We start from the raw sequence: 24,913 nt of genomic DNA on the forward strand, positions 1-24,913 counted from the left end.
GGCGGGGCTCAGTGCGCGGCGTCGTAGGCCTCGAGGACCTTGTTCGAGACGCGGCCGCGGTCGGAGACCTCGTGCCCGTTCTCGCGGGCCCAGGCGCGGACGGCGTCGAGGTCGATGCGCTTGGGCCCCGAGCTCGCGCGGCCGCCGCCCGAGCGCGCGGGCGCCGCACCGGCGGCCCCGCGGCCGGTGACCTTGCGGGCGTTGGCGATCCACTCGGCGAAGGACTCCTCGATGGAAGCCGCGTGCTCGTCGTTGAGGTCGATCTCGTAGTTCGTGCCCTGGAAGGAGAACGTCACCGTCTGGGTGGCGTCACCGCCGTCGATGTCGTCGGTGAGGATGGTCTGGGTCTTCTGCGCCATGGCCACATCCTGGCCGACGCCGCGCACCCGGGCGCACCGCGGCGCGGCGGGGGTGTCGGTCCTCGCCCCTACGGTCCGCCGGCATGACGAGCCCCGCCCCCGCTCCACCGCCGCACGAGCACCTCTTCCACCCCGGGGTCGCCGACGCCGGGAGGGCGGCCCGGCGAGCGGGGCGCCCCCACCTCGTGGGCTGCGCGGTCTGCGGGCGGTCGGTGCAGCTCGGGGTGCCGGACGAGGCCCCGCGGCGGCCGTGGCCCGGCGCGCCGACGACGGCCGACCCGGCGCCCGAGCCGGGCGACGTCCGCCGGGGGTGACGCCCCCGGCGACCACGGGCGGCGGGCGCGCCGGGACCCACAGGCGGCGCACAGCGGGGGCAGACGGTCCCGACACCGGCGGCTCCGACGCTCCCGGCATGGACGAGACGAAGCCCACCGCCCCTGCGGCCGACCGGCAGCCCACCGGTCGGCGGCTGCGCACCTTCCGCGGGCGCGCCCTCCCCCGCCAGCACGAGGACGTCGACGACCAGGGCCTGGCCTTCGACGTCACGACGATGCTCGACCGGCGCCGCGTGCTCGGCCTGCTCGGGCTGGGGGCGGCGACCGCCGGCCTCGTGGCGTGCGGCGGCGACGGCGCCGCCACCTCCGCGGCCACGTCGTCGTCGGACCTGACCGAGATCCCCGACGAGACGGCCGGCCCCTACCCCGGCGACGGCTCGAACGGCGAGAACGTCCTCACCGCCGCCGGCGTCGTCCGCTCCGACATCCGCTCGTCCTTCGGCACCTCGACCACGACCGCCGAGGGCGTCCCCATGACCCTGGTGCTCGACGTGGTGGACATGGCCGGCGGCGACGTCCCCTTCGAGGGCGCCGCCGTCTACGTCTGGCACTGCGACCGCGAGGGCCGGTACTCCCTGTACTCCTCCGGCGTGGAGGACGAGGACTACCTGCGCGGCGTCCAGGTCGTCGGCGCCGACGGCACGGTCACCTTCACGAGCGTCGTCCCGGCCTGCTACTCCGGGCGGTGGCCGCACGTGCACCTCGAGGTCTACCCCGACGTCGACTCGATCACCGACGCCGCCGGCGCCGGCGCCGTCGCCACCTCCCAGGTCGCGCTGCCGCAGGACGTCTGCGAGGCCGTCTACGCCACCACCGGGTACGAGGCGTCCGTCACGAACCTGTCCCAGGTCAGCCTGGCCACCGACACCGTGTTCGGCGACGACGCGGGCGCGACCCAGCTGGCCACCGTGACCGGCGACACCAGCAGCGGCTACCGCGTCTCGCTCCGGGTCGGGGTCGACACGACGACGACGCCGACGAGCGGCGGAGCGGCGGGGCCGGGCGGCGGCGCCGGCGGCCCGGGAGGGGCGCCGCCCGCGCGGCCCGCGTCCGCGTGAGGCGCGCGCCGGCGTCGTCGCCCGCGGGGGCGGGTCAGCTGAGGACGTCCTTGCGGCCGAAGGACCAGAAGGCGAGGCGGATCGCGACGACGGCCCACAGCAGCGCCCAGAGGCTGCCGGTGAGCATGTCGTCCCAGGCGGGGTCGGGCTGGAAGAGGCCCACGTAGGCGTACTGGAAGTGCGTCGGCAGGGCCTCGCGCAGGTCGCCGAGGGCCTGGATCTGGTCGAGCACCGTCGAGACGACGACGAGGAGGACGGCGCTGCCGACCGCCGCGAGCGGGGCGTCGGAGCGCGTGCCGACGAGGAAGGCGAAGCCGCCGAAGGCCGCCGTCGTGACGAGGACGTACCCCGTCGCGGCGGCCAGGCGCCACAGCCCCCCGGAGAGGTCAAAGGCCTCGCCGCTGGGGCTGACGAGCGGCTCGGGCCCGTACGCCAGCGTCCCCACGAGGTAGGCGACGACCATGAGCAGGACCACCGCGAGCACCGAGGAGACGAGCGCGACGACGAGCTTGCTGCGCAGCAGCCGCCGCCGGGGCACGGGCGAGACGAGCAGGTAGCGCAGGCTCGACCAGCTGGCCTCGGAGGCCAGCGGGTCGCCGCACAGCAGCGAGACGACGAGCGGGACGAGGAAGCCGGTCGCCACGAACAGCGTGAAGAGCGCGAGGTTCGCCCCGCCCTCGGTGGCGAGCTCGACGAAGTCCGGGGCGCCGGAGGTGTCGCCGTCGCCGAGGGCGAAGGCGCCGACGAGCACGAGCGGGAGCACCGCGAGGAGCACGGCCGTGACGACGGTCCGGCGACGGCGCAGCTGGCGCGCGGCCTCGGCGCGCACGGTGAGGGTCCGGCGCGGCGCGTAGCCCGGGGCCGCGCCGTCGTCGCCGCGGCGGCGGCCGTGGCGCGCGCCCGCGGCCTCGCCCTCCCGGGCGTCGTCCTGCGCGGCGGTGCGCTCGCCGGCCGGCTCCTCCGCGCGCAGGGCGCGGTCGAGCTCGTCGGTGCCCTGCGCCGCGTGCTGGGCGGACCCGTCCGCGGGGCTGTCGTCGCTCACGTGCCGGTCACCTCCAGGAAGACCTCCTCCAGCCGGCGCCGCGGCGCCACCCGGTGCACCGCCACGCCGGCGGTGACGAGCGCGCGGACGACGTCCTCGGGCTCGGCGCCCGTGACGGTGAGCTCGCCGTCGCCGGGGACGGGGCGGTCCTCGGCGTCGGCGTGCTCGGCCGCGGCGTCCACGCGGGCGCCCGGCAGGTCGGCGAGGGCCGCGCGGGCGCGCTCGACGTCGTCGACGACGACGGCCGTCCCGCCGTGCCCGTCGCCGGTGCCGCCGCTCGTCAGCTCCTCGAGCGAGCCGCCGGCGACGACCTGGCCGCGCCGCATGATGACGGCGTGGGTGCAGGTCATCTCGACCTCCGCGAGCAGGTGGCTCGAGACGAGCACGGCCCGGCCCGAGGCGGCGTACCCGCGCAGCACGTCGCGCAGCGCGCGGATCTGCGGCGGGTCGAGGCCGTTGGTCGGCTCGTCGAGCACGAGGACGTCGGGCAGGCCGAGCATCGCCTGCGCGATGGCGATGCGGGCGCGCATGCCCTGGCTGTAGCCCCGGACGGGCCGGTGGACGGCGTCGCCGAGCGCGGCGATCTCGAGCACCTCGTCGATCCGCGCGTCCCCGAGCGGGCGGCCCGTGGCCTGCCAGGCGAGGCGGAGGTTGGCGATGCCGGTGGCGTGCGGCAGCAGGCCCGGCCCCTCGACGAACGCGCCGACCTGCGAGAGCACGGCCGCGCCCGGCACGACCTCGTGGCCCAGCACGAGCGTGCGGCCCTCGGTCGGGTGCACGAGCCCGAGGACCATGCGCAGCGTCGAGGTCTTGCCGGCGCCGTTCGGGCCGAGGAGCCCGACGACCTGCCCGCGCCCGACGGTGAAGCTCACGCCGTCGACGGCGCGCAGGCCGGAGGCGTAGACGAGCGCGAGCCCGTCGACGACCAGCGGCGGCGGCGGCCCGTCGCCCTCGAGCGAGGCGGCGCCGGCGAGGACGCCGCCGCCCAGCGCGGGGACGGTGGCGGGCGCGGCGCGGCGGGCGTCGACGCGCCGGCTCACCGGGCCGAGCAGCGCCGCGAGGAGCAGCACGACGGCCAGCGCGATCACGAGGCCCCAGGGGACCTCGACGCCCCCGCCGTCGTCCGTGCTCGCCGCGACCGTGGCGACGTCGTCGCCCGGCGCCACGGGCACGCGCACCGCCGGCTCGGCGTCCTCCGACGCGAGCGCGACGCCGTAGACCCGGCCGTCCTGCGGCACCGCGTAGCCCTGGTCGGTGCTCGAGACGAGCAGCCGCATCGTGGAGCCGGCGGCGTAGCGCTGGAGCACGGCGGGCAGGGCGACGTCGACGCGCGTCGGCTCCCCGGGCACCAGGCCCGTCAGCCGCACCGGCGCGACGAGCTGGCGCGGCAGCACGGCCCGGCCGTCGGAGGGCACCTCGAGCAGGCCCGTGAAGAGCGTGGCGTCGCTCGCCGTCGAGGTGACGACGAGGCGGACGGTCGGCGCGCCGGCCACGAGGACGTCGTCCTCGAGCTCGGCGGAGTCGAAGGTCGCGCTCTGGCCGGGCAGGACGGCGAGCGCGGAGCCCAGGGCGGCGAGCCCCCCGCCGAGCGCGCCGGCTGCGGCGCCGGCGCCGGGCAGCGTCGTCAGCGCGGACGGCGTGCCGCCCGCCGGCGAGAGCACCTGCTGGGGGTCGCCGACGAGCGGGACGGCGCGGACCTCGAGCGCGGGCGCGCCCCCGTCGGCCCCCTCGTCGCCCCCGTCGCCGTCGGCCGACGTGAGGCCCGGGTAGCCGGGGAGCTCGAGGACCTCCCGGTCGTCGCCCTCCTCGGTGAGGCCCGCCACCGGCGGGGCGCCGGGCTGCTGGGCCGCCGCGCCGAGGGCGGCGCCCAGGTCGTCGTCCTCCACCACGTCGGCGCGGAAGGTGGCGGCGCCGTCGGCGGCGGGGTCGCCGGCGAGCACCTCGCGCAGGAAGGGCGCGAGCTCGTCCTCGGCGGAGCCGAAGCCGCCACCGGCCCCGGCGCCGGCGTCGTGGCCGCCGGCGATCCAGCGCACCCGCACGTCGCTGCCGGCGGCGGCCAGCTGCCGGGCGTTCGCGTCGGCCTCGGTGAGCGGGAAGAGGCTGTCCTGCTGGCCCTGGACGAGGAGGACGGGCACGTCGACGTCGTCGAGCACGCTCGCCGGGCTCGACGCGCGCAGCAGCGGGGCGAGGTCGTCCCCGACCTCGCCGGTGGCGATGGCGTCGAGGTAGCCGGCGCACAGGTCCGGCGCGAGGCTGCCGCACGCACCCGACCCGGCGCCGCCACCGGCCGTCGCGGCGCCGCCGTCGCCCGCCCCCTGCGGGGTCCCGACCGGCAGGGCGCCGCGGCTGGCGGCGAGCTGGGTGGCCCAGGCGCGCTTGAGGACGCCGGGCTGGGTGCTCGTCACCGCCGCCGGCGTGCTCGCGTCCTCGGCTGCGGTGGTCGAGGGCGCGAGGGAGTCCACCAGGTCGTGCCACGTGATGGCCGCGGCCGCGGCGTCGACGCGGTCGTCCGTGCCTGCGAGCAGCAGCGCGAGCGCCCCGCCGTACGAGCCGCCGACGACACCGACGCGCGGGTCGCCGGTCTCGTCGAGGAGGACGTCGCGCCGCTCGGCGAGGACGTCGACGAGCGCGCGGGCGTCGGCGACCTCGAAGTCGGGGGCGTCGAGGTGCACGAGGCCGCCCGAGTCGCCGAAGCCCCGGGCCGACCACGTGAGGACGACGAAGCCCTCGGCGGCGAGCTCGCGCGCCTGCCCGTCGCGGTCGGCGCGGGTGCTGAGGAATCCGTGCGCGAGGAGGACGGCGGGGCGCCGGTCGGTGCCGCCCGCCGTCCGGTACACGGCGGCGTCGAGGGCCACGGGCTCGTCCGGGGCGGAGGGCTCCGCCCCGACGGGGACGGAGAGCTGCTCGACCTCGACGTCGGCGCCGACGTCCGGCGTCGCGCTCGGCGAGGGGGACGGCGAGGCGCTCGCGCCCGGCGCGGCGGGCGGCACGGCGGCGGAGGCCCGGGCGGACGGGGCCGAGGAGGGCGCGACAGCGGGAGCGGCGAGCACCAGGAGGGCCACCGCGGCCGCCGAGACCGCTGCCGCGGTGCGTCGTCCCACGACGCCATCGTCACACCCCCGCCCGGGGCGCGGGGACGCGCCCCGGCGCCTAGCGTCGGGAGACCCGGCGGCCGAGGGCGCCGCCCCGTCGCCGGGGCGTGACGACAGCAGGCGAGAGCGACGACGCGAGGTGAGCGGACGATGAAGGCGGTCCAGTACCGGGAGATCGGCGGACGGCCCGAGGTGGTCGAGGTCGAGGACCCGCAGCCCGGGCCGGGGCAGGTGCTCCTCGACGTGACGGCGGCGGGTCTGTGCCACTCCGACGAGTACGTCATGGGCCTGCCCGAGGAGGAGTACGTCTACGGGCTGCCCCTGACCCTCGGGCACGAGGGCGCGGGCACCGTGGCGGCGCTCGGCGAGGGCGTGACGGGCGTGGAGGTCGGCGACAGCGTCGTCGTCTACGGCCCGTGGGGCTGCGGGCGGTGCGTGCGCTGCTCCGCCGGCCAGGAGAACTACTGCGAGCGGGCGGCCGAGCTCGGCATCGCCCCGCCCGGGCTCGGCGCCCCCGGCGCCATGGCCGAGCGGATGCTCGTCGACGACGCGCGCCACCTCGTGCCGATCGGGGACCTCGACCCCGTGGCCGCGGCGCCGCTCACGGACGCCGGGCTCACGCCGTACCACGCGATCAAGCGGTCCCTGCCGAAGCTGGGTGCCGGTTCCACGGCCGTCGTCATCGGCGTCGGCGGGCTCGGTCACGTCGCCGTGCAGATCCTCTCGGCGCTGTCCGGTGCGCGGGTGGTGGCGCTCGACATCGGCGACGACAAGCTCGAGCTGGCCCGCCGGGTCGGCGCCGCGGAGGCGCTGAAGTCCTCCCCCGAGGCCGTGGAGCCGGTGAAGGAGATGACGCGCGGTCGCGGGGCGGACGTCGTCCTCGACTTCGTCGGCGCGCAGGCGACCCTCGACCTGGCGCCGCAGCTCGTGCGCGTGGGCGGCGACCTCACGGTCGTCGGCATCACCGCCGGGGCGCCGACGCTCAAGGTCGGGTTCGGGACGGTGCCCTACGAGGTGAGCACCCTCGTGCCGTACTGGGGCTCGCGCGACGAGCTCGTCGAGGTCGTCGAGCTGGCGCAGCGCGGGCAGATCTCCGTGCACACCGAGCGCTTCTCCCTCGACGAGGCCCCCGAGGCCTACCGCCGGCTGCACGAGGGCTCGCTCACCGGCCGCGGCGTGGTGGTGCCGTGAGCGGTCCGGCCGTGCGCGGTCTGGCCGGAGGAGCCGTCCCCGCTGAGGGGGCGGCGCCCGGCCGCGCGGGGGACGACCAGAGGGGCGGTGACGCGGCCGAGCGCGTCCGCGCCGTCGCCGTCCGCCTCGCCGCGGTGGCCCAGAGCGGGCTCGCTTTCTCCCCCACCGCGTACGACGTCGAGCGCTTCGAGACGACGCGCGAGCTGGCCGCCGAGCTCATGTCGGTGCTGTCGGGTGCCGACGCCGCCGAGCTGGCCCTCGAGCTGGAGCGGCGCGACACCGGCTACGCGACGCCGAAGGTCGACGTCCGCGGCGTCCTCGTCGACGCCTCGGAGCGCGTGCTGCTCATGCGCGAGCGCAGCGACGGCCGCTGGTCGGCGCCGGGCGGGTGGGCCGACCCGGGCGACACCCCGGTGTCCGCCGCGCTGCGCGAGGTGCGGGAGGAGACCGGCTACGCCGCCGACGTCGTCAAGCTCGTCGGCTGCTGGGACCGCGACGCCCGCGGCCACCGCCCGCCGATGAGCGTCGGCGTCGTCAAGCTCTTCTTCCTGTGCCGCGCGACGGGCGACGTCCGCCCGCCCGACGAGCTCGAGACCCTCGACGTCGGCTGGTTCGGCCTCGACGAGCTGCCCGAGCTGAGCCAGGGCCGCACGACGCGCTGGGAGCTCGAGCGCTGCGTCGCCCACCACCGCGACCCGGCGCTGCCGACCGAGCTCGACTGAACCCCGCACTTCGTCGACACATCGCCCCTCCCGGCACGCCCTTCCCCGCACTTCGTCGACACATCGCCGTGGCAGACGCCTCCAGGTGGCGATCTGACGACGAAGTGCGGGAGGGGCGGGTCAGCCGGCGGCGGGGACGGCGCCCGCGAGGTCGCCGAGGTCGCCGAGCGCGACGCCCTCACGCTGCTCGACGGGGCCGAGCACCGTCGCCGTCGCCCAGCCCTGGGCGAGGAGCACGGTGTCGCTGCCCGGGTCCTCCGGCTCGTCGTCCTCGGGCGGCGTCGTGGCGGTCAGGCGCACGTAGCCCTCCCCGGCCTCGAAGGCGTGGCCCTGCGCGACGCCGACGGCCGCGAGCGTCGCCGGGCGCAGGCCCTGGAGGCGCTCGCCCGTCTCGAGGTGCGGCACGTTGAGGTTGAGCGTCCCGGTCGGCTCGTGGTCGAGGACCCACCGCAGCGCGGGGCGCACGGCCTCGAGGACGGCGGCCCACGTCGTCGGCGCGACCTCGAGCGTCGTCGTGGACGCGACCCCGGCCGACGCGGCGAGCGCGCGGACGCCGAAGACCGTCGCCGTCAGCGCGGCGCCGACGGTGCCCGAGTGGAGCACCGCCTCACCGGTGTTCATGCCGTGGTTGACCCCGGACAGGACGACGTCGGGCACCCGCCCGCCGAAGGCGCCGCGCAGGCCGACGCGGGTGCAGAAGGCCGGGCTCGCGCCGACGGCGAGCACGCGCAGCCGGTCGGTGCCCTCGAGCGCGCGGGCCTCCGCGGACCACGCCCGCGGGTCCTCGTGCCCGTCCCCCGCGAGGTCCGGCCACGGCAGGGCGACCTCGGTGACGGGCAGGCGGTCGTCCTCGAGCTCGGCGTCGACCGCCGCGCTCGCCCCGCTGCGGTCGCGCGACGGCGCCGCGACGACGACGTCGAACCCCGCCTCGACCGCCGCGACGACCAGCAGCGCGAGGCCGCGGCCCTCCACGCCGTCGTCGTTGGTCACCAGGGCCAGGGGGCGCGTCTTCTCGGGCACGGCGCCCATGCTCCCGGGCGGCGCGCGCGACGGCGACACCGCCCCGCCGTGACGGGACGAGCGGATCGCCGCACGAGACCGACGGACGGTGGCTCCCCGGACTCCGGAGGACGTCGTCCGTCGGTCTCGACGGGCGCTTCCGCCGTTCGTCGGTCCCGGCGGGCGCCGCGCGTCAGCCGGCGACCGCGCGCTCCGGGGCGGGGCCGTACGTCGTCGTCCGCTCGCGCACCGGCCGGCCGATGCCGTCGGCGATCTCGGTGATCTCCGCGACCGACTTCGCCGACCCGTGCTCGGAGCCCGCCATGCGGCTGATGGTCTCCTCCATGAGCGTGCCGCCGAGGTCGTCGGCGCCGCCGGTGAGCATGGCGCGGGTGCCCTCGACGCCGAGCTTCACCCACGACGTCTGCACGTGGTCGACCCGGCCGTGCAGCATGATCCGCGCCAGCGCGTGGACGGCGCGGTTGTCGCGCAGCGTCGGCCCCGGGCGCGCGATGCCGGCGAGGTACACCGGCGAGCTCGTGTGGACGAACGGCAGCGGCACGAACTCGGTGAACCCGCCCGTGCGGTCCTGCACCCCGGCGAGCGTGCGCAGGTGGGCCACCCAGTGCCGCGGGTCGTCGACGTGGCCGTACATCATCGTGCTCGAGCTGCGCAGGCCGAGGGAGTGCGCCGTCTCGACGACGTCGACCCACGCCGCGGCGGGCAGCTTGCCCTTCGTCAGCACCCAGCGGACGTCGTCGTCGAGGATCTCCGCCGCCGTGCCGGGGATGGACCCGAGGCCCGCCGCCCGCACCTCCTCCAGCCACGTCCGCACCGAGATGCCGCGCTTGGCCGACGCCGTCGCGATCTCCATGGGCGAGAAGGCGTGCACGTGCATGTCCGGCACGGCGTCCTTCACGGCGCGGACGATGTCGACGTACGCCGTCGGCCCGAGGTCGGGCGAGATGCCGCCCTGCAGGCACACCTCCGTGGCGCCCCAGACGTCGCGCGCCTCGCGAGTGCGCTCGGAGATCTGCTCGAGCGAGAGCGTGTACGCGTCGGCGTCGGTCTTGCGCTGGGCGAAGGCGCAGAAGCGGCAACCGACGTAGCAGACGTTGGTGAAGTTGATGTTCCGGTTCACCACGTAGGTGACGTCGTCGCCCACGACGTCGCGGCGCAGGCCGTCCGCCAGCGCGGTGACGGCGTCGAGCGCCGGGCCGTCGGCCGTCATGAGCGCGAGGTACTGCGCGTCCGAGAGCCCCGCGGGGTCGGCCTCGGCGGCGCGCAGGGCGGCGGCGACATCGGTGTCCACCCGCGGGCCCGAGGGCGCCGGTCGGGCGCCGCCCCGCCGGTCCTGCGCCGGCACCCGCTCGGCGACGGCGTCCCAGTCGCCGTAGACCTCGTCGAAGTCGGTGCGGCGGTCGGCGCTGCGGCCGGTCGTGTCGACCTCGACGTGCAGCTCGGTGCGACCGGTACCGCCGCCGCTCGCGACGAGCCCGCCGTCGGGCTCCTGCCACGGCAGGCCGACCGGCTGCGTGCTCGGGTCCGCCAGCCCCGTGGCCGGGTCGACGAGCGCGCGCACGTGCGGGTGCAGCCGGGGGTCGACCCACGCCTCGTCGCGCTCGAGCGACCCGAGGACGTACCGCGGGTGCGTCGTGAGCCGCTGCGCCAGGCCGAGGCCCGCGTCCGCCGTCCACCGGTCGAGGTCGGCCAGGTGCGGCCAGGGCCGCTCGGGGTTGACGTGGTCGGGCGTCACGGGCGAGACGCCGCCCCAGTCGTCGACGCCGGAGGCGAGCAGCGCCGCGACGTCCTCGGGGTCCGAGAGGTTCGGCGGCGCTTGCAGGCTCACCGTCGGGCCGAGCAGGACGCGCGCGACGGCGAGGGTCGCCAGGTAGGTCTCGCGGTCGAGGTCGGGCGCCGCCTGCATCGCGGTGGCGTCCTTCGCCCGGAAGTTCTGGACGATGACCTCCTGGATCCCGCCGTACTCCCGGGCGACCCGGCGGATGGCGAGCAGGGAGTCGACGCGCTCGGCCGGCGTCTCCCCGATGCCGACGAGGATCCCCGTGGTGAAGGGGACGCCGACGCGCCCGGCGTCCTCGAGCACGCGCAGGCGCAGCGCCGGGTCCTTGTCGGGGCTGCCGTAGTGCGGGCCGCCGGGCTCGGACCACAGCCGGGTCGCCGTCGTCTCGAGCATCATCCCCATCGACGGGGCGACGGGCTTGAGGCGCTGCAGCTCCGACCAGCTCATGACGCCGGGGTTGAGGTGCGGCAGGAGCCCCGTCTCCTCGAGCACGCGGACGGCCATGGCGCGCACGTACGAGAGCGTGTCGTCGTAGCCGTGGGCGTCGAGCCACTCGCGGGCGGCCGGCCAGCGGTCCTCGGGGCGGTCGCCGAGGGTGAAGAGCGCCTCGCGGCAGCCCTGCGCGGCGCCCTCACGGGCGATGTCGAGCACCTCGTCGGGGCTGAGGTACGCCGCGGGCAGCCGGTGCGGCACGGTGACGAAGGTGCAGTAGTGGCACCGGTCGCGGCACAGCCGCGTCAGGGGGATGAAGACCTTGCGCGAGTACGTGACGACGCCGGGCCGCCCCTCCCGGGCCATCGCGGCGTCGCGGACGCGCACCGCGACCTCTTGCAGCGCGGCGAGGTCCTCGCCCCGGGCGTGCAGCAGCACCTCGGCCTCGGCGGCGTCGAGCGCCTTGCCGTCGCGGGCGCGGGCCAGCGAGCGCCGCAGCTGCGCGGCGGTGGGCGGGACGACCTCGGGCTGGGGGCCGGCCGGTGCGGCGGCGGGACGAGCGGACGGCGGGGGCAGCAGCGTCACCGCAGCACTCTCGCACGGGCCGGCGCCCGCGCGTCCCCGCCGCCGGAGGGCGGGCCCGAGGGCCGGGGCGGATGTGCCGTGCCCGATGTGCCGTGCCCGATGTGCGGGGCCGCGCCCGTCAGGCGCCCGGCAGGTGCCGGACGGGTCCGCGGCGCGGGAGGACGGCGAGGACGGGCACCACGGCGAGCAGCGCGAGGACGCCGACGACCGCCACGACCCCGCTGAGGACCCCGGCCGGGGCCGCGCCCGTGCCGTCGAGGTCGCCCGCCAGCGGCGCGAGCAGGACGACCAGGGCGCCGACGAGGGCCCCGGCCCGCCGCCCGGCGCCGAGGGCGGCGGCGGCCTCCCGCTCGGAGCCCTCCGGGCTGAGCACGGAGACGACGAGCCCGGTGCCCTGGACGGCCGCGCCGAGCCCGGCGCCGACGAGCACGAGCGGCAGCACGGCCGCCGGCTGCCCCGCCCCCACGAGCCACGCGACGAGCCAGGTGCCCACGGCCGCGACGACGGCGCCCGCCGTCCCGACCTGGGCGAGGTGCGGCTGCCGGCCCACCCGGGCGATCGCCGTCGTGGCGCCGACCACGCCGACCACCCCCGCGACGACCCCGGCGGCGACGAGCAGCCCGCGCAGGAGCGGCCGCTCGAGGTCGAGGAAGAGGACGGCGTCGACGAGCACGAGGACGGTGACGGCGCCGACGACGACGCCCACCACCGCGCCGAGGAGGACGACGCGGTGGCGCAGGACGGCCCACGACGACGGGCCCGCGGCGGCCGGGGGCGGCGCCTCCCCGCGGGGCAGCGCCCGCACCGAGCGCAGCAGCACGAGCGCGACGACGGCGAGGACGGGCGCGAGCAGCGGCACCGCGCGCCAGCCGCCGGGCACGTCGGCGAGCAGCCCCCCGACGAGCGCGCCGAGCAGCGCGCCCACCCCGGTGACGAGCACGAGCGCGGCCTGGACCCGCACCTGCAGGGCGGCGGGCACGCCGCGCACGAGGGCGGCCCCGGCGCCGACGACGAGCGCGCCGACGCCGGCGCCCTGGGCCAGGCGGCCGAGGCCGACGGCGAGCAGGGAGCCGGGGGCGTCCCCCGCCGCCCCGGTCGGCAGCGGCGCGAGCGCCGTCGCGACGCCGCCGGCGACGACGAGCGCCGCCGCCGCCCCGAGCAGCACCGGCCGCGGGCCGTGGCGCGACAGCCGCGCCGCCAGCGGGACGGCGAGGACGAGGCCGACCACCCCCGCACCGACGGGCAGCGCGAGCGCGCGCTCCAGCTCGAGGTCGAGGGCCAGCTCGGGCAGCGCGACGGCGACCGCGAGGAGGTCGAGCGCCGCGAGCAGCGTCGCGACGAGCACGCCGGCGAGCACCGAGCGGGCCTGCTGCGGGGAGGGTCCCGCGGGGGTCGACGGGCTGACGGGGTCGCTCACGGGGAGTGAGGGTAGGTCCCGACGCGGAGCCAGGACGCCGGCGGCGACCCGCCGGCCGGGGACCGGCGGCACGAGGTCGCGGTGGAGCAGGTGGAGGTGCCGCCGGTCGCCGGGGGCGTCGCCGTCAGCCGCCGCAGGGGCGGGCGGCGGCCGCGCGCGCCGTCGGGTCGCCCCACTCGGGCCACGGCCGCGGGTCGTCGACGGGCGCCCAGCGGCCCTCGACGAGCGCGTACTGCCACTCGGGGCCGCCCGAGACGAGCGCGCGGAGCGCGGCGACGAGCCGGTCGACGTCCTCGGCCCGCGACCCGACGCCGACGCTCGCCCGCACGGCGCCCTCGCGCAGGCCGAGGCGCTCGAGGAGCGGGTGCGCGCAGAAGCGCCCGTCCCGCACGCCGATCCCGTGCTCGGCGGACAGGACGGCCGCCACGAGGCCGGGGGCGACGCCGTCGACGGTGAAGGTGACGACGCCGATGGCCGACGGCGCCCCCTCGAGCGCGCGGTGCACCCGCACGCCCGGCACGCCCGCCAGGCCGTCCACGAGGCGCTCCCGCAGGGCCCGCTCGTGCGCCTCGAGCGCGCCGCCGGCGAGCGCCTGCAGCGCGTCGCAGGCCGCGGCGAGCGCGGCGACGCCGAGGACGTTGGGCGTGCCGCCCTCGTGCCGGGCGGGCGCGGCGGCCCAGCGGACGTCGTCGACGCCGACCTCGGCGACCGCGCCGCCGCCGGCCAGGTAGGGCGTGCCGTCGTCGAGCCAGTCGCGGCGCCCGACGAGCGCGCCCGCGCCGAAGGGCGCGTAGAGCTTGTGGCCGGAGAGGGCCACCCAGTCGACGCCGTCGCGGGCCACGTCGACCGCCCGGTGCGGGGCGAGCTGGGCGGCGTCGACGGCGAGGCGGGCCCCGGCGGCGTGCGCGAGGTCGGCGATCCGGCGCAGCGGCAGCTCCTCCCCCGTGACGTTGCTCGCGCCCGTGACGGCGACGAGCGACGTCGGCTCGGCGGCCAGGGCGTCTGCGAGGACGGCCAGCGTCCCTTCGAGGGTCGGGGCGGCCTCGACGACGCGCGAGGTCACGCCCCGGTGGCCCTGCGTGCGCCACGGCAGGAGATTGGCGTGGTGCTCGAGGTCGAGGACGAGCACCGAGCCGCCGTCGGGCACGCAGCCGGCGAGGACGGCGAGGGCGTCGGTCGTGCTCCGGGTCCAGACGACGACGTCGTCCGCGCGGGCCCCGACGAAGCCGCCGACGACGTCGCGCGCCCCCTCGAGGACGGCCGTGCTCACCTGCGAGGCGTACCCGGCGCCGCGGTGGACGCTGGCGTACAGCGGCAGGACGCGCTCGACGTGGTCGGCGACCCAGCACAGCGCGGGCGCGCTGGCCGCGACGTCGAGGTTGGCGTAGCGCGCGGTGCCACCGGTCACGAGGGGCACCTGCTCCTCGCCGCCGACGACGGGCAGCAGCGGCTCGTCGCCCGGCGCGGGCGCGGTGCGGGCGCGGGGCACCGCCGGCCCTGACGACCCCGACGGGGCGCCCGCCTCCTCGCGAGTCGAGGCGGGGGGCGGCACGACGGCGAGGCGCCGGGCGGGCGGGGCCGCTGCCGCAGCTCGGTCGACGGCCCGGTCGAGGGCCCGGTCGAGGGCGCGGTCAGCGAGGACGGGGTGCGTGCTCATAGGGGTCTCCTGCGGCGTCCACCGGACCCGGAGGTCCGCGCTTGCCGCACCAGGACCGGTGCGGCCAGGTCCTCACCCGGGGCACCCCACCGCGGAGGAGGGTTGCCGGCCAGCGAGCCGGGGCTTGTCGCTGGCGCTCTTGACCTGCCGAGGACGCTAGGGCACCCACCGCTGGCCGCACCACCCCTCGGGACGGGCGTCCCGCCATCCGGGACGCCGCACCGCGCCGTCACCCGGTCGGCCCCGTCGGAGGCGGCCTCCTATGCGCTGCGCGGGGTGAGCCCCACCTCCCCCCGGGCCCCCTGCGAAGGTGACGCCCCCTTCACCCCTGCCCCCCCCCCCACGACGCGAAGGTGACGCCCCCTTCACCCCTGGGGCTCCTCCCCACGCGAAGGTGACGCCTCCTTCACCCCCGGCCCGTCGGGAGCGAGTCGTCGCCCGTCCGCCCTCTGAGCACCTCGGGGCCCACCCTCAGAGGGCGCGGCCGAGGGCCAGGCCGAGCGCGGCCGCGAGGGCGCTGACGACGACGGTGGCGGCGGCCGCCGCGGCGGCGGCACCGACGCGGCGCTGCTCGAGCAGTCGCAGCACCTCGACGACGGCGGTGCCGAAGGTGGTGAAGCCGCCGCAGAAGCCGGTGGCGAGCACAGCCGCCGCGGCGGCGTCGGACGCCGGCGCGGCGGGTCCGCCCAGCAGCCCGGTGACGAGGCCGATGAGCAGCGAGCCGAGCACGTTGACGACCGCGGTGCCCCACGGCAGCCGGCCGCCGAGCCGGGTGCGCACCTCCCCGTCGACGACGACGCGCGCGACGGCGCCCACCCCGCCGGCGAGGGCGACGAGCACGACGACCGACCCGCTCACGAGCGCCGCCCCCGGGGCCAGCGGGCGGCCAGCGCGACGCCCGCGGCGGCGGCCGCGACGCCCACGACGAGCGTCGTCGCCGCGTAGGCGACGGCGAGCGCGGGGGCGCCCGCCTCGCCCAGCCGCACCGTCTCGAGCGCGAGCGCGCTCGTCGTCGTGAGCCCGCCGAGCAGGCCCGAGCCCAGGACGACGCGCAGGGCGCGCCGGCGCCCGACGTCGGGCCCGGCGCGCACCAGCGCCTCGAGCAGGGCTCCCAGCAGGAGGGCGCCGACGGCGTTGACGAGCAGCGTCCCCCACGGCCAGCCGCTGGCCTCGTGCGGGAGCGCCCGCCCCGCGGCCCAGCGCAGCGCCGTGCCGGCGGACCCGCCGAGCAGGACCCCCAGGAGCAGGGACGGGGACCGGTGCGCCGGGCGCGCGTCGGGCTCGCTCACGCGGCACCGGGCGCCGGGCGGGGGCGGGGCACGTCGGCTCAGACGTCGGTGACGGTGAACTCCCCGACCATGCTCGGGTGGGGGTCGCAGCGGTAGACGTAGTCGCCGGGCTGGAGAGAGACCCGCCACTGCGTCGTCGTGGTCTCCGGGACCGTCGTCGACTCGTCGACACCGGGACCCTCGAGGTGGACGTTGTGCGAGGTGGCCGGGTCGTCCACCTCGACGACGTAGTCGCCCGCCGCCAGCTCGGTGACCTCCTGGCCGCTCGCGTCGACGAGGGAGATGACGTACGCCTCCGGGTCGTCGGGGGTGCCCACGGAGGCGGTGAGGACGGGGACGGACGCGTCCGCCGCCGCCCCGCCCTCGGTCGTCGCCCCTCCCGCGGACGAGGTCGCGGCGGACGACGGCTCGGCGGCGGGCGCACCCGACGGCTCCGACGCGTCGTCGCCGCAGCCGGCGGTCGCGAGGACCAGCAGCGCGGCGAGGGCCAGGGCGGGTGCGCGCACGGCGACCTCCGTGTCGGTCGGGGCCGCGCGGGAGCGCGGCGCCGGGCGCCCGCCCGGCGCGACGAGCATCCCCCACCCCCCGCCGCGCCGTCCCGCCGGGGCCCGGGACCGGGACCGGGACCAGGACCCCTTCAGCGCGCGCCGGCCCGGCGGACGACCTCGTCGAGGTACCGGCGACGGACGACGGCGTGGCGCTCGAGACCGCCGGTCGTCAGCAGCCCCCCGGCCGCCGCCAGAACCTCGGCGGCCTCCACCGCGGCTCGGTAGGCGACCGCGTCGGCGACGACGCCGGGCGCGACCCGCAGGTGCAGGGAGACGCGCTCCTCGCCGGCGACGACCGAGCGGCTGACCTGCTCGCGGACCTGGCGCCTGACGCCGTCGAAGGCCCTGGCGGCCGCGTCGAGGCCGGCGGCGACCCTGACGACGTCGCCCGTCCGCTGCGCCGAGGGCGCCCGCGTCCCGTCCCGGCCCCCCACGTCCAGCAGCACGAGCTGGAGCTCGCGCAGGAGGTCGTCCATGTGCTCCTTGGCCGCCAGCAGCTCCCGGGCCGGCACGTCGGGCACCACGACGACGTGCTCCTCGTCCACGGCGCCCCGGCCGGCGACGGCCCCACCGCCCGGCGCCCCGGCCGCCGGGCCCTCGTCGTCCCACGCCGCCAGGAGGTCCTCCACGCTGAGGTCGGCGTCGTCGACGGCCCGCCCGTCCACCTCGAACCACACGACCTCGCCGTCGCCCGTCTCCCGAGCCCCCCAGCCGGAGGACAGCCTGCGCACCAGGAGCAGGCCCCGCCCCATCGTCGCGGTCGCGCTGGGGGCGGTGGAGACCGGCAGGACGGCGGACCCGTCGGACACCTCGACCCGCGCCCCGGCCTCGACCGGGAGCACGGCGACCTCGAAGCTCGTCCGGGCGTGCAGGACGGCGTTGCCCGCCAGCTCGGAGACCAGGAGCCCCGCGTCGTCGGCCAGGTGCCCCAGGCCGACGGCCACCAGCGCGTCCTCGACGAGGCCGCGGGCCCAGCGCACCGCCTCGATCCGAGGGGGGAAGGTGCGCCTGGTCGACGACGTCGACGCGCGCGCCGCGTCCTCACGGCGTCCGCCCATGCCTGACCCACCCCCCCGAGCCCCGTGCGACCGACGGTACCCGCGGCGCCGCGGCGCCGGGCCTCCGGCGACGACGTCCACCGGTCGACGAGGAGCGACCGGCCGCGGCCCGCGCCCACCGGCGGCGCCGCGAGCGGGGACGGCGGCGCTCAGGCGGCGGGACCGTCCGCCGAGGCGAGCGCCAGCAGGTCGCGGGCGGCGCCCGCCGGGGGCGTCGCGCCGCCGCGCCAGACCGCGCGCAGCGTTCGCCGCAGGTCGACGCCGCGCACGGGGACGGCGACGAGGCGGCCGAGGGCCAGCTCGTCGGCGACGTCGAGGCTGCTCAGCGCCCCGGGGGCCACGCCCGCCACGACGGAGGCCCGCACCGCGGCCGCGCTGGCGACGACGAGCGCGGGCTCGGCGACGTCGTGCCCCGGGGGGAGGGCCTCGGCCAGGGCCCGGCGCAGCGCCGACCGGGTGCCCGAGCCGCTCTCCCGGCTCACGAGCGGCGTCGCGGCCAGCTCGGCCGCCGCGATGCCGCTGCGGCGGCGCGCCCACGGGTGCCCCGGCGCGACGACGACGACGAGCCGGTCGGCCGCGACGTCGCGGGCGGCGAGCCCCTCGGGGGCCTCCGGGCCCTCCACGAAGCCGAGGTCGACCTCGCCGGCCCGCACGAGCGCGGCCACCTCCTCGCTGTTCGTCGTCCGCAGCGCCACCTGCGCCGGGGCGCGGCCGGCGTCCCGCTCGCGCCGGGCCGCCTCGGCGAGCCAGCGCGGCACGAGGTGCTCGGCGGCCGTGAGCGAGGCGGCCAGGCGCAGGTGGGTGGCGGCGTCCTGGCGCAGCGCCGTCGCCGCCGCGTCGAGGTGGGCGGCGGCGTCGAGGACGGCGTCGGCCCACCGGGCGACGAGCTCGCCGGCGGGGGTCAGCCGCGAGCCGCGGGCCCCGCGCAGGACGAGCGGGACGCCGACGAGCGCCTCGGTCGAGCGCAGCCGCGCCGAGGCGGCCTGCTGGGTGGTGCCGCAGGCGGCGCCCGCCGCCCCCAGCGACCCGAGGTCGCGCACCGCGACGAGCAGCTGGAGGGCCCGCAGGTCGGGCACGCGGTCGCCGAGCACGCCCGAGCGTCGCACCGACGCCCGCCAGCCACAACCGCAGGCTGTGGGTCCACGCCGCGATGGGGGCTACCGGCCCGGCGGGGCGCAGCGCAGGGTCGACGACGTGCCCGCCGCTCCCGCCCCCGCTCCTGCCCCCGCCCCTCCCGCGACGCCGCCGGCGCGCCGCCGCCTGCTGCCCGCGCTCGAGCACCCGGGGCAGGCGCTCGAGCACGTCACGCCCAACTGGTTCGCCTCCGTCATGGGCACGGGCGTCGTCGCCGTCGCCGCGTCGTCGCTGCCGCTGCAGGGGCCGGTCCTCGACGCCGTCGCGCTCGTCGCCTGGCTGCTCGCCGCGACGCTCCTCGTCGTCCTGGCCGTCGCCTTCGCGCTGCACTGGCGGCGCCACCGGGCGCTCGCCGCGGGCTACGCGCGCCACCCCGTCATGGCCGGCTTCTACGGCGCCCCGGCGATGGCGCTGCTGACGACGGGCGCGGGCGCGCACCTCGTCGGCGAGCGGCTCCTCGGCGAGGCCGCGGGCGTCGCCGTCTTCACCGTGCTCTGGGTGCTCGGCACCGCCCTCGGGGTGGCGACGGCCGTGTGGGTGCCCTTCCGCACCGCCACGCGCGCCGGGGACGCCGCCGCGGCGGGCGAGCGGGCGGGCGAGCCGCTGCCCGCGTGGATGATGCCGGTGGTCCCGCCGATGGTGTCGGCGTCGACGGGCGCGCTGCTCGTGCCCGAGGTGCCGGCCGGCCAGCTGCGGCTCGCGCTGCTGCTGGGCTGCGCGGCGCTCTTCGGGCTGGGCCTGCTGGCGGGCCTCATGACGGCGACGCTCGTCCACGGGCGGCTCCTCACGGGCGGCCCGCTGCCCGTGCAGGCGGCGCCGACGACGTGGATCACCCTGGGCGTCGTCGGCCAGTCGGCCACCGCGGCGGTGCTGCTCGGCGGCGCGACGGCCGCGGTGGCGGGCGCGGGCTCGGACGCCGCGCGCGTCGTGCACGTCCTCGGCGTCGCCTGCGCCGCCGCGATGGTCGGCTTCGGCGGCCTGCTCCTCTTCCTCGCGGCGGCGCTGACGGCGCACGCCGCCCGCCGCGGGATGCGCTTCTCGCTGACGTGGTGGAGCTTCACGTTCCCCGTCGGCACGTGCGTCACCGGGACGAGCGGCCTGGCGGCCGCCACGGGCTCGACCGCCGCGGCCGCGCTGGCCGTGGGGCTCTTCGCGCTGCTCCTGCTGGCCTGGGTGCTCGTCGCCGCCCGGACGGCGCGCGGCGCCGTCAGCGGCGCGCTCCTCCTGCCGGCGGGCTGACGGGTCCCTCGAGCGCGCGGGCCGCGCGCGGGCACCCCGGGGCTGACAGCACCGCCGGCGGGACGTACCGTAGGGAAGGCAAGCCTCACCTGCAGCGGTCGTCGCCGCGGGTGGGCCCCCACCGCCGGCCTCCCGCGCCGGACCCGAGGAGCCGCATGACCACCACGACCGGGGCCCGCCCCGCCTCCGCGCCGGCGCAGGCCGCGCCGCACCGGGAGCGGGTCGCACCGTCGCAGCGGGCCGCCGGCCGGGCCGGGACGGCGCGCAGGCGCCCCGTGCGCCAGCGGCTCGCGGCCGTCGCCGTGCCGGTCCGGGTCAGCGCCGTCCGCCGCGTCACGCCGTCGGTCGTCCGGGTCACGCTCGCCGGGGAGGACCTGCGCGCGGCGCCCGCGCTGGGCGCCGACCAGTACTTCCGCCTGCTGCTCCCGCGCCCGGGCCAGGAGCGCCCGCGGCTGCCCGAGACGGAGCGGTGGTGGCCGGAGATGCAGGCCATGCCGGCCGACGAGCGGCCCGTGCTGCGCAACTACACCGTCCGCGACGCGCGCCCCGCGGACGGCGAGCTCGACGTCGACCTCGTGGCCCACGGCGAGACCGGCCCGGCGAGCGCCTGGGCGCTGCGGGCCGCGCCGGGCGACGAGGTGGGCGTCATCGTCCAGGACACGTGCTTCGCGCCCCCGGCCGGCACGGAGCACGTCCTCCTCGTCGCCGACGCCACGGGCGTGCCCGCGGCCGCCGGCATCCTCGCCGCGCTGCCGGCCGGGACGACCGCGACGGTCCTCGTCGAGGTGCCCACCGCGCAGGACGCCCCCGACCTGCCCGTGCGCGACGGCGTCGAGGTGTCCTGGCGGGTCGCGGGCGACGCGGGCTCCCTGCTCGAGGACGTCGCGGCGCGCTCCCTGCCGTCCGAGGGCGTCTACGCGTGGGTCGCCGGGGAGGCCGCCCTGGCGACCTCCGTCCGCCGCCACCTCGTGCGCGAGCGCGGCCTCGGCAAGGACGACGTGTACTTCTGCGGGTACTGGCGCGCCGACGCCCCCGCCTACGCGGACTGACCGGGCCGGTCGGCCCCCCGCTCAGCCGGGCTGCGCGCCGGGCTGGGCCCCGGCGACGGCGCCCCACCCCGGGGCCAGGCGCACGACGTCGCCGACGACGACCACCGCCGGGGCGCGCACGCCCCGCTCGGCCGCGAGGTCGGCGATCGTCGCGAGCGTCCCGAGGGTCGTGCGCTGGCGCGGCCCGTACCCGTCCTCGACGACGGCGGCCGGGGTCGTCGGCGGGCGGCCCGTGGCCACGAGCGCGCGGGCCGACGCCGCGAGCGCGCTGACGCCCATGAGCAGGACCACGGTGTGCGCCTCCACCGGCACGCCCGCCAGCAGGGCCGGCGTCGCGGCGAGGTCCTCGTGGCCGGTGAGCACCGTGAAGCCGCGGGCGACGCCGCGGTGCGTCACGGGGATGCCGGCGGCCGCGGGCACCGACACCGCCGACGTGACCCCGGGGACGACCTCGACGTCGAGCCCGGCGGCGCGGCACGCCGCCAGCTCCTCACCGCCGCGGCCGAAGACGTAGGGGTCGCCGCCCTTGAGCCGCACGACCGCCCGCCCGGCGAGCCCGTGCTCGACGAGGACCTCGTTGATGCGCTCCTGGGGCACCGGGTGGTTCCCCGGCGTCTTGCCGACGTCGACGACGATCACGTCGTCGTCGAGCTCCTCGAGCACCGACCGGGGGCCCAGGCGGTCGACGACGACGACGTCCGCCTCCGCCAGCAGCCGTCGCCCGCGGGCCGTGAGCAGGCCCGGGTCGCCCGGCCCGCCGCCGACGAGCGCGACGCGCCCGGCTCCCCCAGACCCCGACCGCGCCCCCGACCGTCCCGGCGACCGGCGCAGCGGCAGGTCGCCCGCCTGCAGGGCCGCCGCGACGCCGTCGCGCAGCCGCACCGCCCGGCGGGGGTCGCGGCCGGCGCTCACCGCCACCACGACGTCGTCGACGCGCGCCACCGACGGCGTCCACGCCGTGGCGCGCCCCGCGTCCCCGCGGTCCACGCACCACGTGCGGCGGCGCTCGGCCTCCGCCGAGACGGCCGCGTCCACGGCCGGCAGGCCGGTCGCCGTCACCGCGAGCCAGGCGCCGTCGAGGTCGCCGTCGGCGTAGGGCCGGCGCTCGAGGTGCACGCGCCCCGCGCCGGCGAGCGCCGCGAGGCCGGGGACGACCTCCGGGGCGACGACGACGACGTCGGCGCCCGCCGCGAGCAGCCCGTCGACGCTGCGCGCGGCCACCGCGCCGCCGCCCACGACGACGACGCGGCGGCCCTCGACGCGCAGGGACAGCGGGAGGAGGTCGCTCACGCGCCGGAGCGTGCCAGCCGGGGCCCGGGCCGCGGGGGGCTCAGGTGTGGATCCCGCACTCGGTCTTGCCGAGCCCGGCCCAGCGGCCCGACCGCGGGTCGGCCCCGGGCTCGACCCGCTGGGTGCACGGGGCGCAGCCGATCGAGGGGAACCCGTCGAGCAGCAGCGGGTTGAGCAGGACGCCGTGCTCGTCGGCGTAGCCGACGAGCTCGTCCCACGACCACGCCGCGATGGGGTTGACCTTGACGAGCCCGTGCTTCTCGTCGAACTGGACGACCGGCGCCCCGGTGCGCGTGGAGGTCTCCTCGCGCCGCACGCCCGTGACCCAGGCGTCGTAGCCCGCGAGCGCCGCCCGCAGCGGCTCGACCTTGCGCATCGCGCAGCACAGCCCCGGGTCGCGGTCGTGCAGCCGCGCGCCGTACCGGGCGTCCTGCTCGGGCACCGTGAGGGCGGCCCGGACGTCGACGACCCGCACGTCCATCGTCTGCGCCACCGCGTCGCGCGTGCCGAGGGTCTCGGCGAAGTGGTAGCCCGTCTCGAGGAAGAGCACGTCCACGCCGGGGCGGGCGCGCGACGCCAGGTGCGGGAGGACGGCGTTGGCCATCGAGGAGGCCACCGCGACGCCGTCGCCGAGCTCCTCGGCCACCCAGGCGAGCACGGCGAGGGCGCCGTCGACGCCGCGGGCGTCGCCGAAGCGGCGCTGCCCCTCCTCGGCCAGGGCGCGCAGCTCGGCCTCCGTGCGGGTGCGCCGCCGCTCCGGCCCCTCCGCGGGCGCCTGCTCGTGGGCGACCTCCGCGGTGGCGGGCGCGACGTCCGGGTCCGTGCTGGGTCCGGACCCGACGCCGGAGGCGTCACCGGGCGCCGCGCCGTGGCGGCGCGGCCGCGCCACGCCCCGGTCGGTGCCCCGCTCCACGCCCTGCGCGGTCATCGCAGCTCCTCCTCGTCGACCCGGTGGGCCCACGTCGCGAAGGTCTCGTCGCCGTCGCGGCCCGCGTCGTACCGCCGGACGACCCGCTCGACGTAGTCGACGAGGTCGTCCGCGGTGACCTTGAGGCCGCGCACGGTGCGTCCCAGCCCGGCCTCCTCCCGGTCCGCGGAGGCGAGCCCGCCCCCGAGGTGCACCTGGAAGCCTGGCACCTGCTCGCCGTCGTCGCCCGCGACGAGCTGGCCCTTGAGGCCGATGTCGGCGGTCTGGATGCGCGCGCAGGAGTTCGGGCAGCCGTTGACGTGCAGGCGCACCGGCGCCGGCAGGCCCGCCTGCACGTCGGCGAGGCGCTCGTCGAGCTCGGCGGCGGCGCGCGTCGCCGTGGCCTTCGTCTCGACGATGGCGAGCTTGCAGTACTCGATGCCCGTGCACGCCATCGTCGTGCGGCGGAAGAGGTTCGGCCGCGCCTCGAGGCCCAGGGCGGCGAGCCCGTCCACGACCTCCTCGACCTCGTCGGCGGGCACGTCGAGGACGACGAGCTTCTGGTGCGGGGTCAGGCGGACCCGGTGGCTGCCGTGCGCCTCGGCGAGGTCCGCGACGCCGGCGAGCACCTCGCCGCTGACCCGCCCGACCGACGGGGCGACGCCGACGTAGCGGCGCCCGTCCTTCTGCGGGTGGACGCCCACGTGGTCGCCGCTGCCGACGGGCGGGGGCGGCGGCGGGCCGTCGGGCAGCGCGCGGTGGAGGTACTCGTCCTGCAGCACCTGGCGGAAGCGCTCGGCGCCCCAGTCCGCGAGGAGGAACTTCAGCCGCGCCTTGTTGCGCAGGCGCCGGTAGCCGTAGTCGCGGAAGACCTCGACGACCGCGTGCCAGACCTCGGGGACCTCCTCGGGGCGCACGAACGCCCCGAGGCGCGAGGCCAGCCGCGCCGTCGTCGAGAGGCCGCCGCCGACGAAGAGGTCGTACCCGAGGCCGCGCTCGGGGTGCTCGACCGCGACGAACGAGACGTCGTTGATCTCGTGCACGACGTCCTGGCTCGGGTGGCCGGTGATCGCCGACTTGAACTTGCGGGGCAGGTTGGCCAGCTCGGGGTCGCCGATCCAGCGGCGCTGGATCTCCTCGATCTGCGGCGTCGGGTCGAGCAGCTCGTCGGCCGCCACGCCCGCCACCGGCGAGCCGAGGATGACGCGCGGGCAGTCGCCGCACGCCTCGGTCGTCCAGAGCCCGACGGCCTCGAGGCGGCGCCAGATCTCCGGCACGTCCTCGATGCGCACCCAGTGCAGCTGGACGTTCTGCCGGTCGCTGATGTCGGCGGTGCCCCGGGCGAACTCCGTGGAGACGCCGGCGACGACGCGCAGCTGCTCGGTGGTGAGCGCCCCGCCGTCCACGCGCACGCGCATCATGAAGTACTCGTCCTCGAGCTCGTGCGGCTCGAGCTGCGCCGTTCGCCCGCCGTCGATGCCGGGCTTGCGCTGGGTGTAGAGGCCCCACCAGCGCAGCCGGCCGCGCAGGTCGTCGGGGTCGATGCTCGCGAAGCCCTCCTTCGCGTAGACCTCCTCGACCCGCCGGCGCACGTTCAGGGCGGGGTCGTCCTGCTTGAACTGCTCGTTGTGGTTGAGCGGCGCCGTGCCGTCGACCGCCCACTGGCCCTGGGGCCGGGCGGCGCGGGCGGGACGGGCCGGGGGGGGGGG

Annotated in this window: 21 protein-coding genes and 1 riboswitch; of the genes, 6 read left to right on the forward strand and 15 right to left on the reverse strand. The window is 78.6% G+C overall.

Translation table 11 applies throughout. From position 1 onward, the window contains the following. Positions 1-8 precede the first annotated feature (8 nt). Positions 9-359 (reverse strand): histone-like nucleoid-structuring protein Lsr2, encoded by a 351-nt coding sequence (locus WDV85_RS03860; protein WP_339569356.1) that lies wholly within the window; start codon positions 357-359, stop codon positions 9-11. An 83-nt stretch (positions 360-442) separates the two neighbouring features. Between WDV85_RS03860 and WDV85_RS03865 the strand changes: the two genes are divergently transcribed. Both WDV85_RS03865 and WDV85_RS03870 read left to right on the forward strand, forming a co-directional pair. Then, positions 443-673 (forward strand): hypothetical protein, encoded by a 231-nt coding sequence (locus WDV85_RS03865; RefSeq protein WP_339569357.1) that lies wholly within the window; start codon positions 443-445, stop codon positions 671-673. Between the two features lie 98 nt (positions 674-771). Then, the gene (locus WDV85_RS03870) at positions 772-1,752 is read left to right on the forward strand and encodes a dioxygenase family protein (RefSeq protein ID WP_339569358.1); all 981 of its coding nucleotides are present in this window, start codon (positions 772-774) and stop codon (positions 1,750-1,752) included. Positions 1,753-1,786: 34 nt separating this feature from the next. Here the strand turns inward: WDV85_RS03870 and WDV85_RS03875 are convergent, their stop codons facing one another. Next, the gene (locus WDV85_RS03875; protein WP_339569359.1) at positions 1,787-2,794 is read right to left on the reverse strand and encodes an ABC transporter permease; all 1,008 of its coding nucleotides are present in this window, start codon (positions 2,792-2,794) and stop codon (positions 1,787-1,789) included. Then, positions 2,791-5,895 carry an alpha/beta fold hydrolase gene (locus WDV85_RS03880; RefSeq protein WP_339569360.1) on the reverse strand — a complete coding sequence of 1,035 codons (3,105 nt, stop codon included), beginning with the start codon at positions 5,893-5,895 and terminating at the stop codon, positions 2,791-2,793. The genes WDV85_RS03875 and WDV85_RS03880 overlap by 4 nt, the downstream gene beginning before the upstream one ends. A gap of 141 nt (positions 5,896-6,036) precedes the next feature. Here WDV85_RS03880 and WDV85_RS03885 point away from each other — a divergent pair, with 141 nt between their 5' ends. Continuing rightward, on the forward strand, positions 6,037-7,077 hold the full coding sequence (locus tag WDV85_RS03885) for an NAD(P)-dependent alcohol dehydrogenase (RefSeq protein WP_339569361.1): 1,041 nt from the start codon (positions 6,037-6,039) through the stop codon (positions 7,075-7,077). After that, positions 7,074-7,799 carry an NUDIX hydrolase N-terminal domain-containing protein gene (locus WDV85_RS03890; protein ID WP_339569362.1) on the forward strand — a complete coding sequence of 242 codons (726 nt, stop codon included), beginning with the start codon at positions 7,074-7,076 and terminating at the stop codon, positions 7,797-7,799. The genes WDV85_RS03885 and WDV85_RS03890 overlap by 4 nt, the downstream gene beginning before the upstream one ends. A gap of 120 nt (positions 7,800-7,919) precedes the next feature. On the opposite strand, the gene surE is transcribed toward WDV85_RS03890, so the two are convergent. From surE to WDV85_RS03935, 9 genes are all read right to left on the reverse strand, one after another. Beyond that, a complete protein-coding gene (gene surE, locus WDV85_RS03895; protein ID WP_339569363.1) occupies positions 7,920-8,819 on the reverse strand; it encodes a 5'/3'-nucleotidase SurE in 900 nt (299 codons plus the stop codon). Between the two features lie 172 nt (positions 8,820-8,991). Continuing rightward, positions 8,992-11,616: a bifunctional FO biosynthesis protein CofGH gene (locus WDV85_RS03900; RefSeq protein ID WP_339569364.1), complete on the reverse strand. Its 2,625-nt coding sequence runs from the start codon at positions 11,614-11,616 to the stop codon at positions 8,992-8,994. Between the two features lie 118 nt (positions 11,617-11,734). Next, positions 11,735-13,033: an MFS transporter gene (locus WDV85_RS03905; protein WP_339569365.1), complete on the reverse strand. Its 1,299-nt coding sequence runs from the start codon at positions 13,031-13,033 to the stop codon at positions 11,735-11,737. A gap of 124 nt (positions 13,034-13,157) precedes the next feature. Further along, the gene (locus tag WDV85_RS03910; RefSeq protein WP_339569366.1) at positions 13,158-14,690 is read right to left on the reverse strand and encodes an aminotransferase class V-fold PLP-dependent enzyme; all 1,533 of its coding nucleotides are present in this window, start codon (positions 14,688-14,690) and stop codon (positions 13,158-13,160) included. A 32-nt stretch (positions 14,691-14,722) separates the two neighbouring features. Beyond that, positions 14,723-14,835, reverse strand: a riboswitch (SAM riboswitch). Between the two features lie 326 nt (positions 14,836-15,161). Continuing rightward, positions 15,162-15,548 carry a fluoride efflux transporter FluC gene (locus tag WDV85_RS03915; RefSeq protein WP_339569367.1) on the reverse strand — a complete coding sequence of 129 codons (387 nt, stop codon included), beginning with the start codon at positions 15,546-15,548 and terminating at the stop codon, positions 15,162-15,164. Beyond that, positions 15,545-15,979 (reverse strand): FluC/FEX family fluoride channel, encoded by a 435-nt coding sequence (locus WDV85_RS03920; RefSeq protein WP_339569368.1) that lies wholly within the window; start codon positions 15,977-15,979, stop codon positions 15,545-15,547. Before WDV85_RS03920 ends, WDV85_RS03915 begins: the two co-directional genes overlap by 4 nt. A 38-nt stretch (positions 15,980-16,017) precedes the next feature. Continuing rightward, positions 16,018-16,485, reverse strand: a complete 468-nt coding sequence (locus WDV85_RS03925) for a cupredoxin domain-containing protein (RefSeq protein WP_339569369.1) — start codon at positions 16,483-16,485, stop codon at positions 16,018-16,020. A 131-nt stretch (positions 16,486-16,616) separates the two neighbouring features. Further along, a complete protein-coding gene (locus WDV85_RS03930; RefSeq protein ID WP_339569370.1) occupies positions 16,617-17,585 on the reverse strand; it encodes an ATP-binding protein in 969 nt (322 codons plus the stop codon). 149 nt (positions 17,586-17,734) lie between these two features. Then, the gene (locus WDV85_RS03935) at positions 17,735-18,676 is read right to left on the reverse strand and encodes a LysR family transcriptional regulator (RefSeq protein WP_339569371.1); all 942 of its coding nucleotides are present in this window, start codon (positions 18,674-18,676) and stop codon (positions 17,735-17,737) included. Between the two features lie 103 nt (positions 18,677-18,779). Between WDV85_RS03935 and WDV85_RS03940 the strand changes: the two genes are divergently transcribed. Further along, entirely contained in the window at positions 18,780-19,958 is a 1,179-nt protein-coding gene (locus WDV85_RS03940; protein WP_339569372.1) for an SLAC1 family transporter, read from the forward strand. A 155-nt stretch (positions 19,959-20,113) separates the two neighbouring features. Further along, a complete protein-coding gene (locus WDV85_RS03945; RefSeq protein WP_339569373.1) occupies positions 20,114-21,007 on the forward strand; it encodes a siderophore-interacting protein in 894 nt (297 codons plus the stop codon). 21 nt (positions 21,008-21,028) lie between these two features. Here the strand turns inward: WDV85_RS03945 and cobA are convergent, their stop codons facing one another. The 3 genes from cobA to WDV85_RS03960 form a co-directional block, all read right to left on the reverse strand. Beyond that, complete coding sequence (gene cobA, locus WDV85_RS03950) at positions 21,029-22,297, reverse strand: uroporphyrinogen-III C-methyltransferase (protein WP_339569374.1); 1,269 nt, start codon at positions 22,295-22,297, stop codon at positions 21,029-21,031. Positions 22,298-22,337: 40 nt separating this feature from the next. Then, positions 22,338-23,225, reverse strand: a complete 888-nt coding sequence (locus WDV85_RS03955) for a phosphoadenylyl-sulfate reductase (protein ID WP_339569375.1) — start codon at positions 23,223-23,225, stop codon at positions 22,338-22,340. Continuing rightward, the coding region (locus WDV85_RS03960) for a nitrite/sulfite reductase (protein ID WP_339569376.1) at positions 23,222-24,913 on the reverse strand (1,692 nt) is incomplete at its 5' end. The genes WDV85_RS03955 and WDV85_RS03960, both read right to left, overlap by 4 nt.

Source organism: Pseudokineococcus sp. 5B2Z-1 (assembly GCF_037482305.1).
Taxonomy (GTDB): domain Bacteria; phylum Actinomycetota; class Actinomycetes; order Actinomycetales; family Quadrisphaeraceae; genus Pseudokineococcus.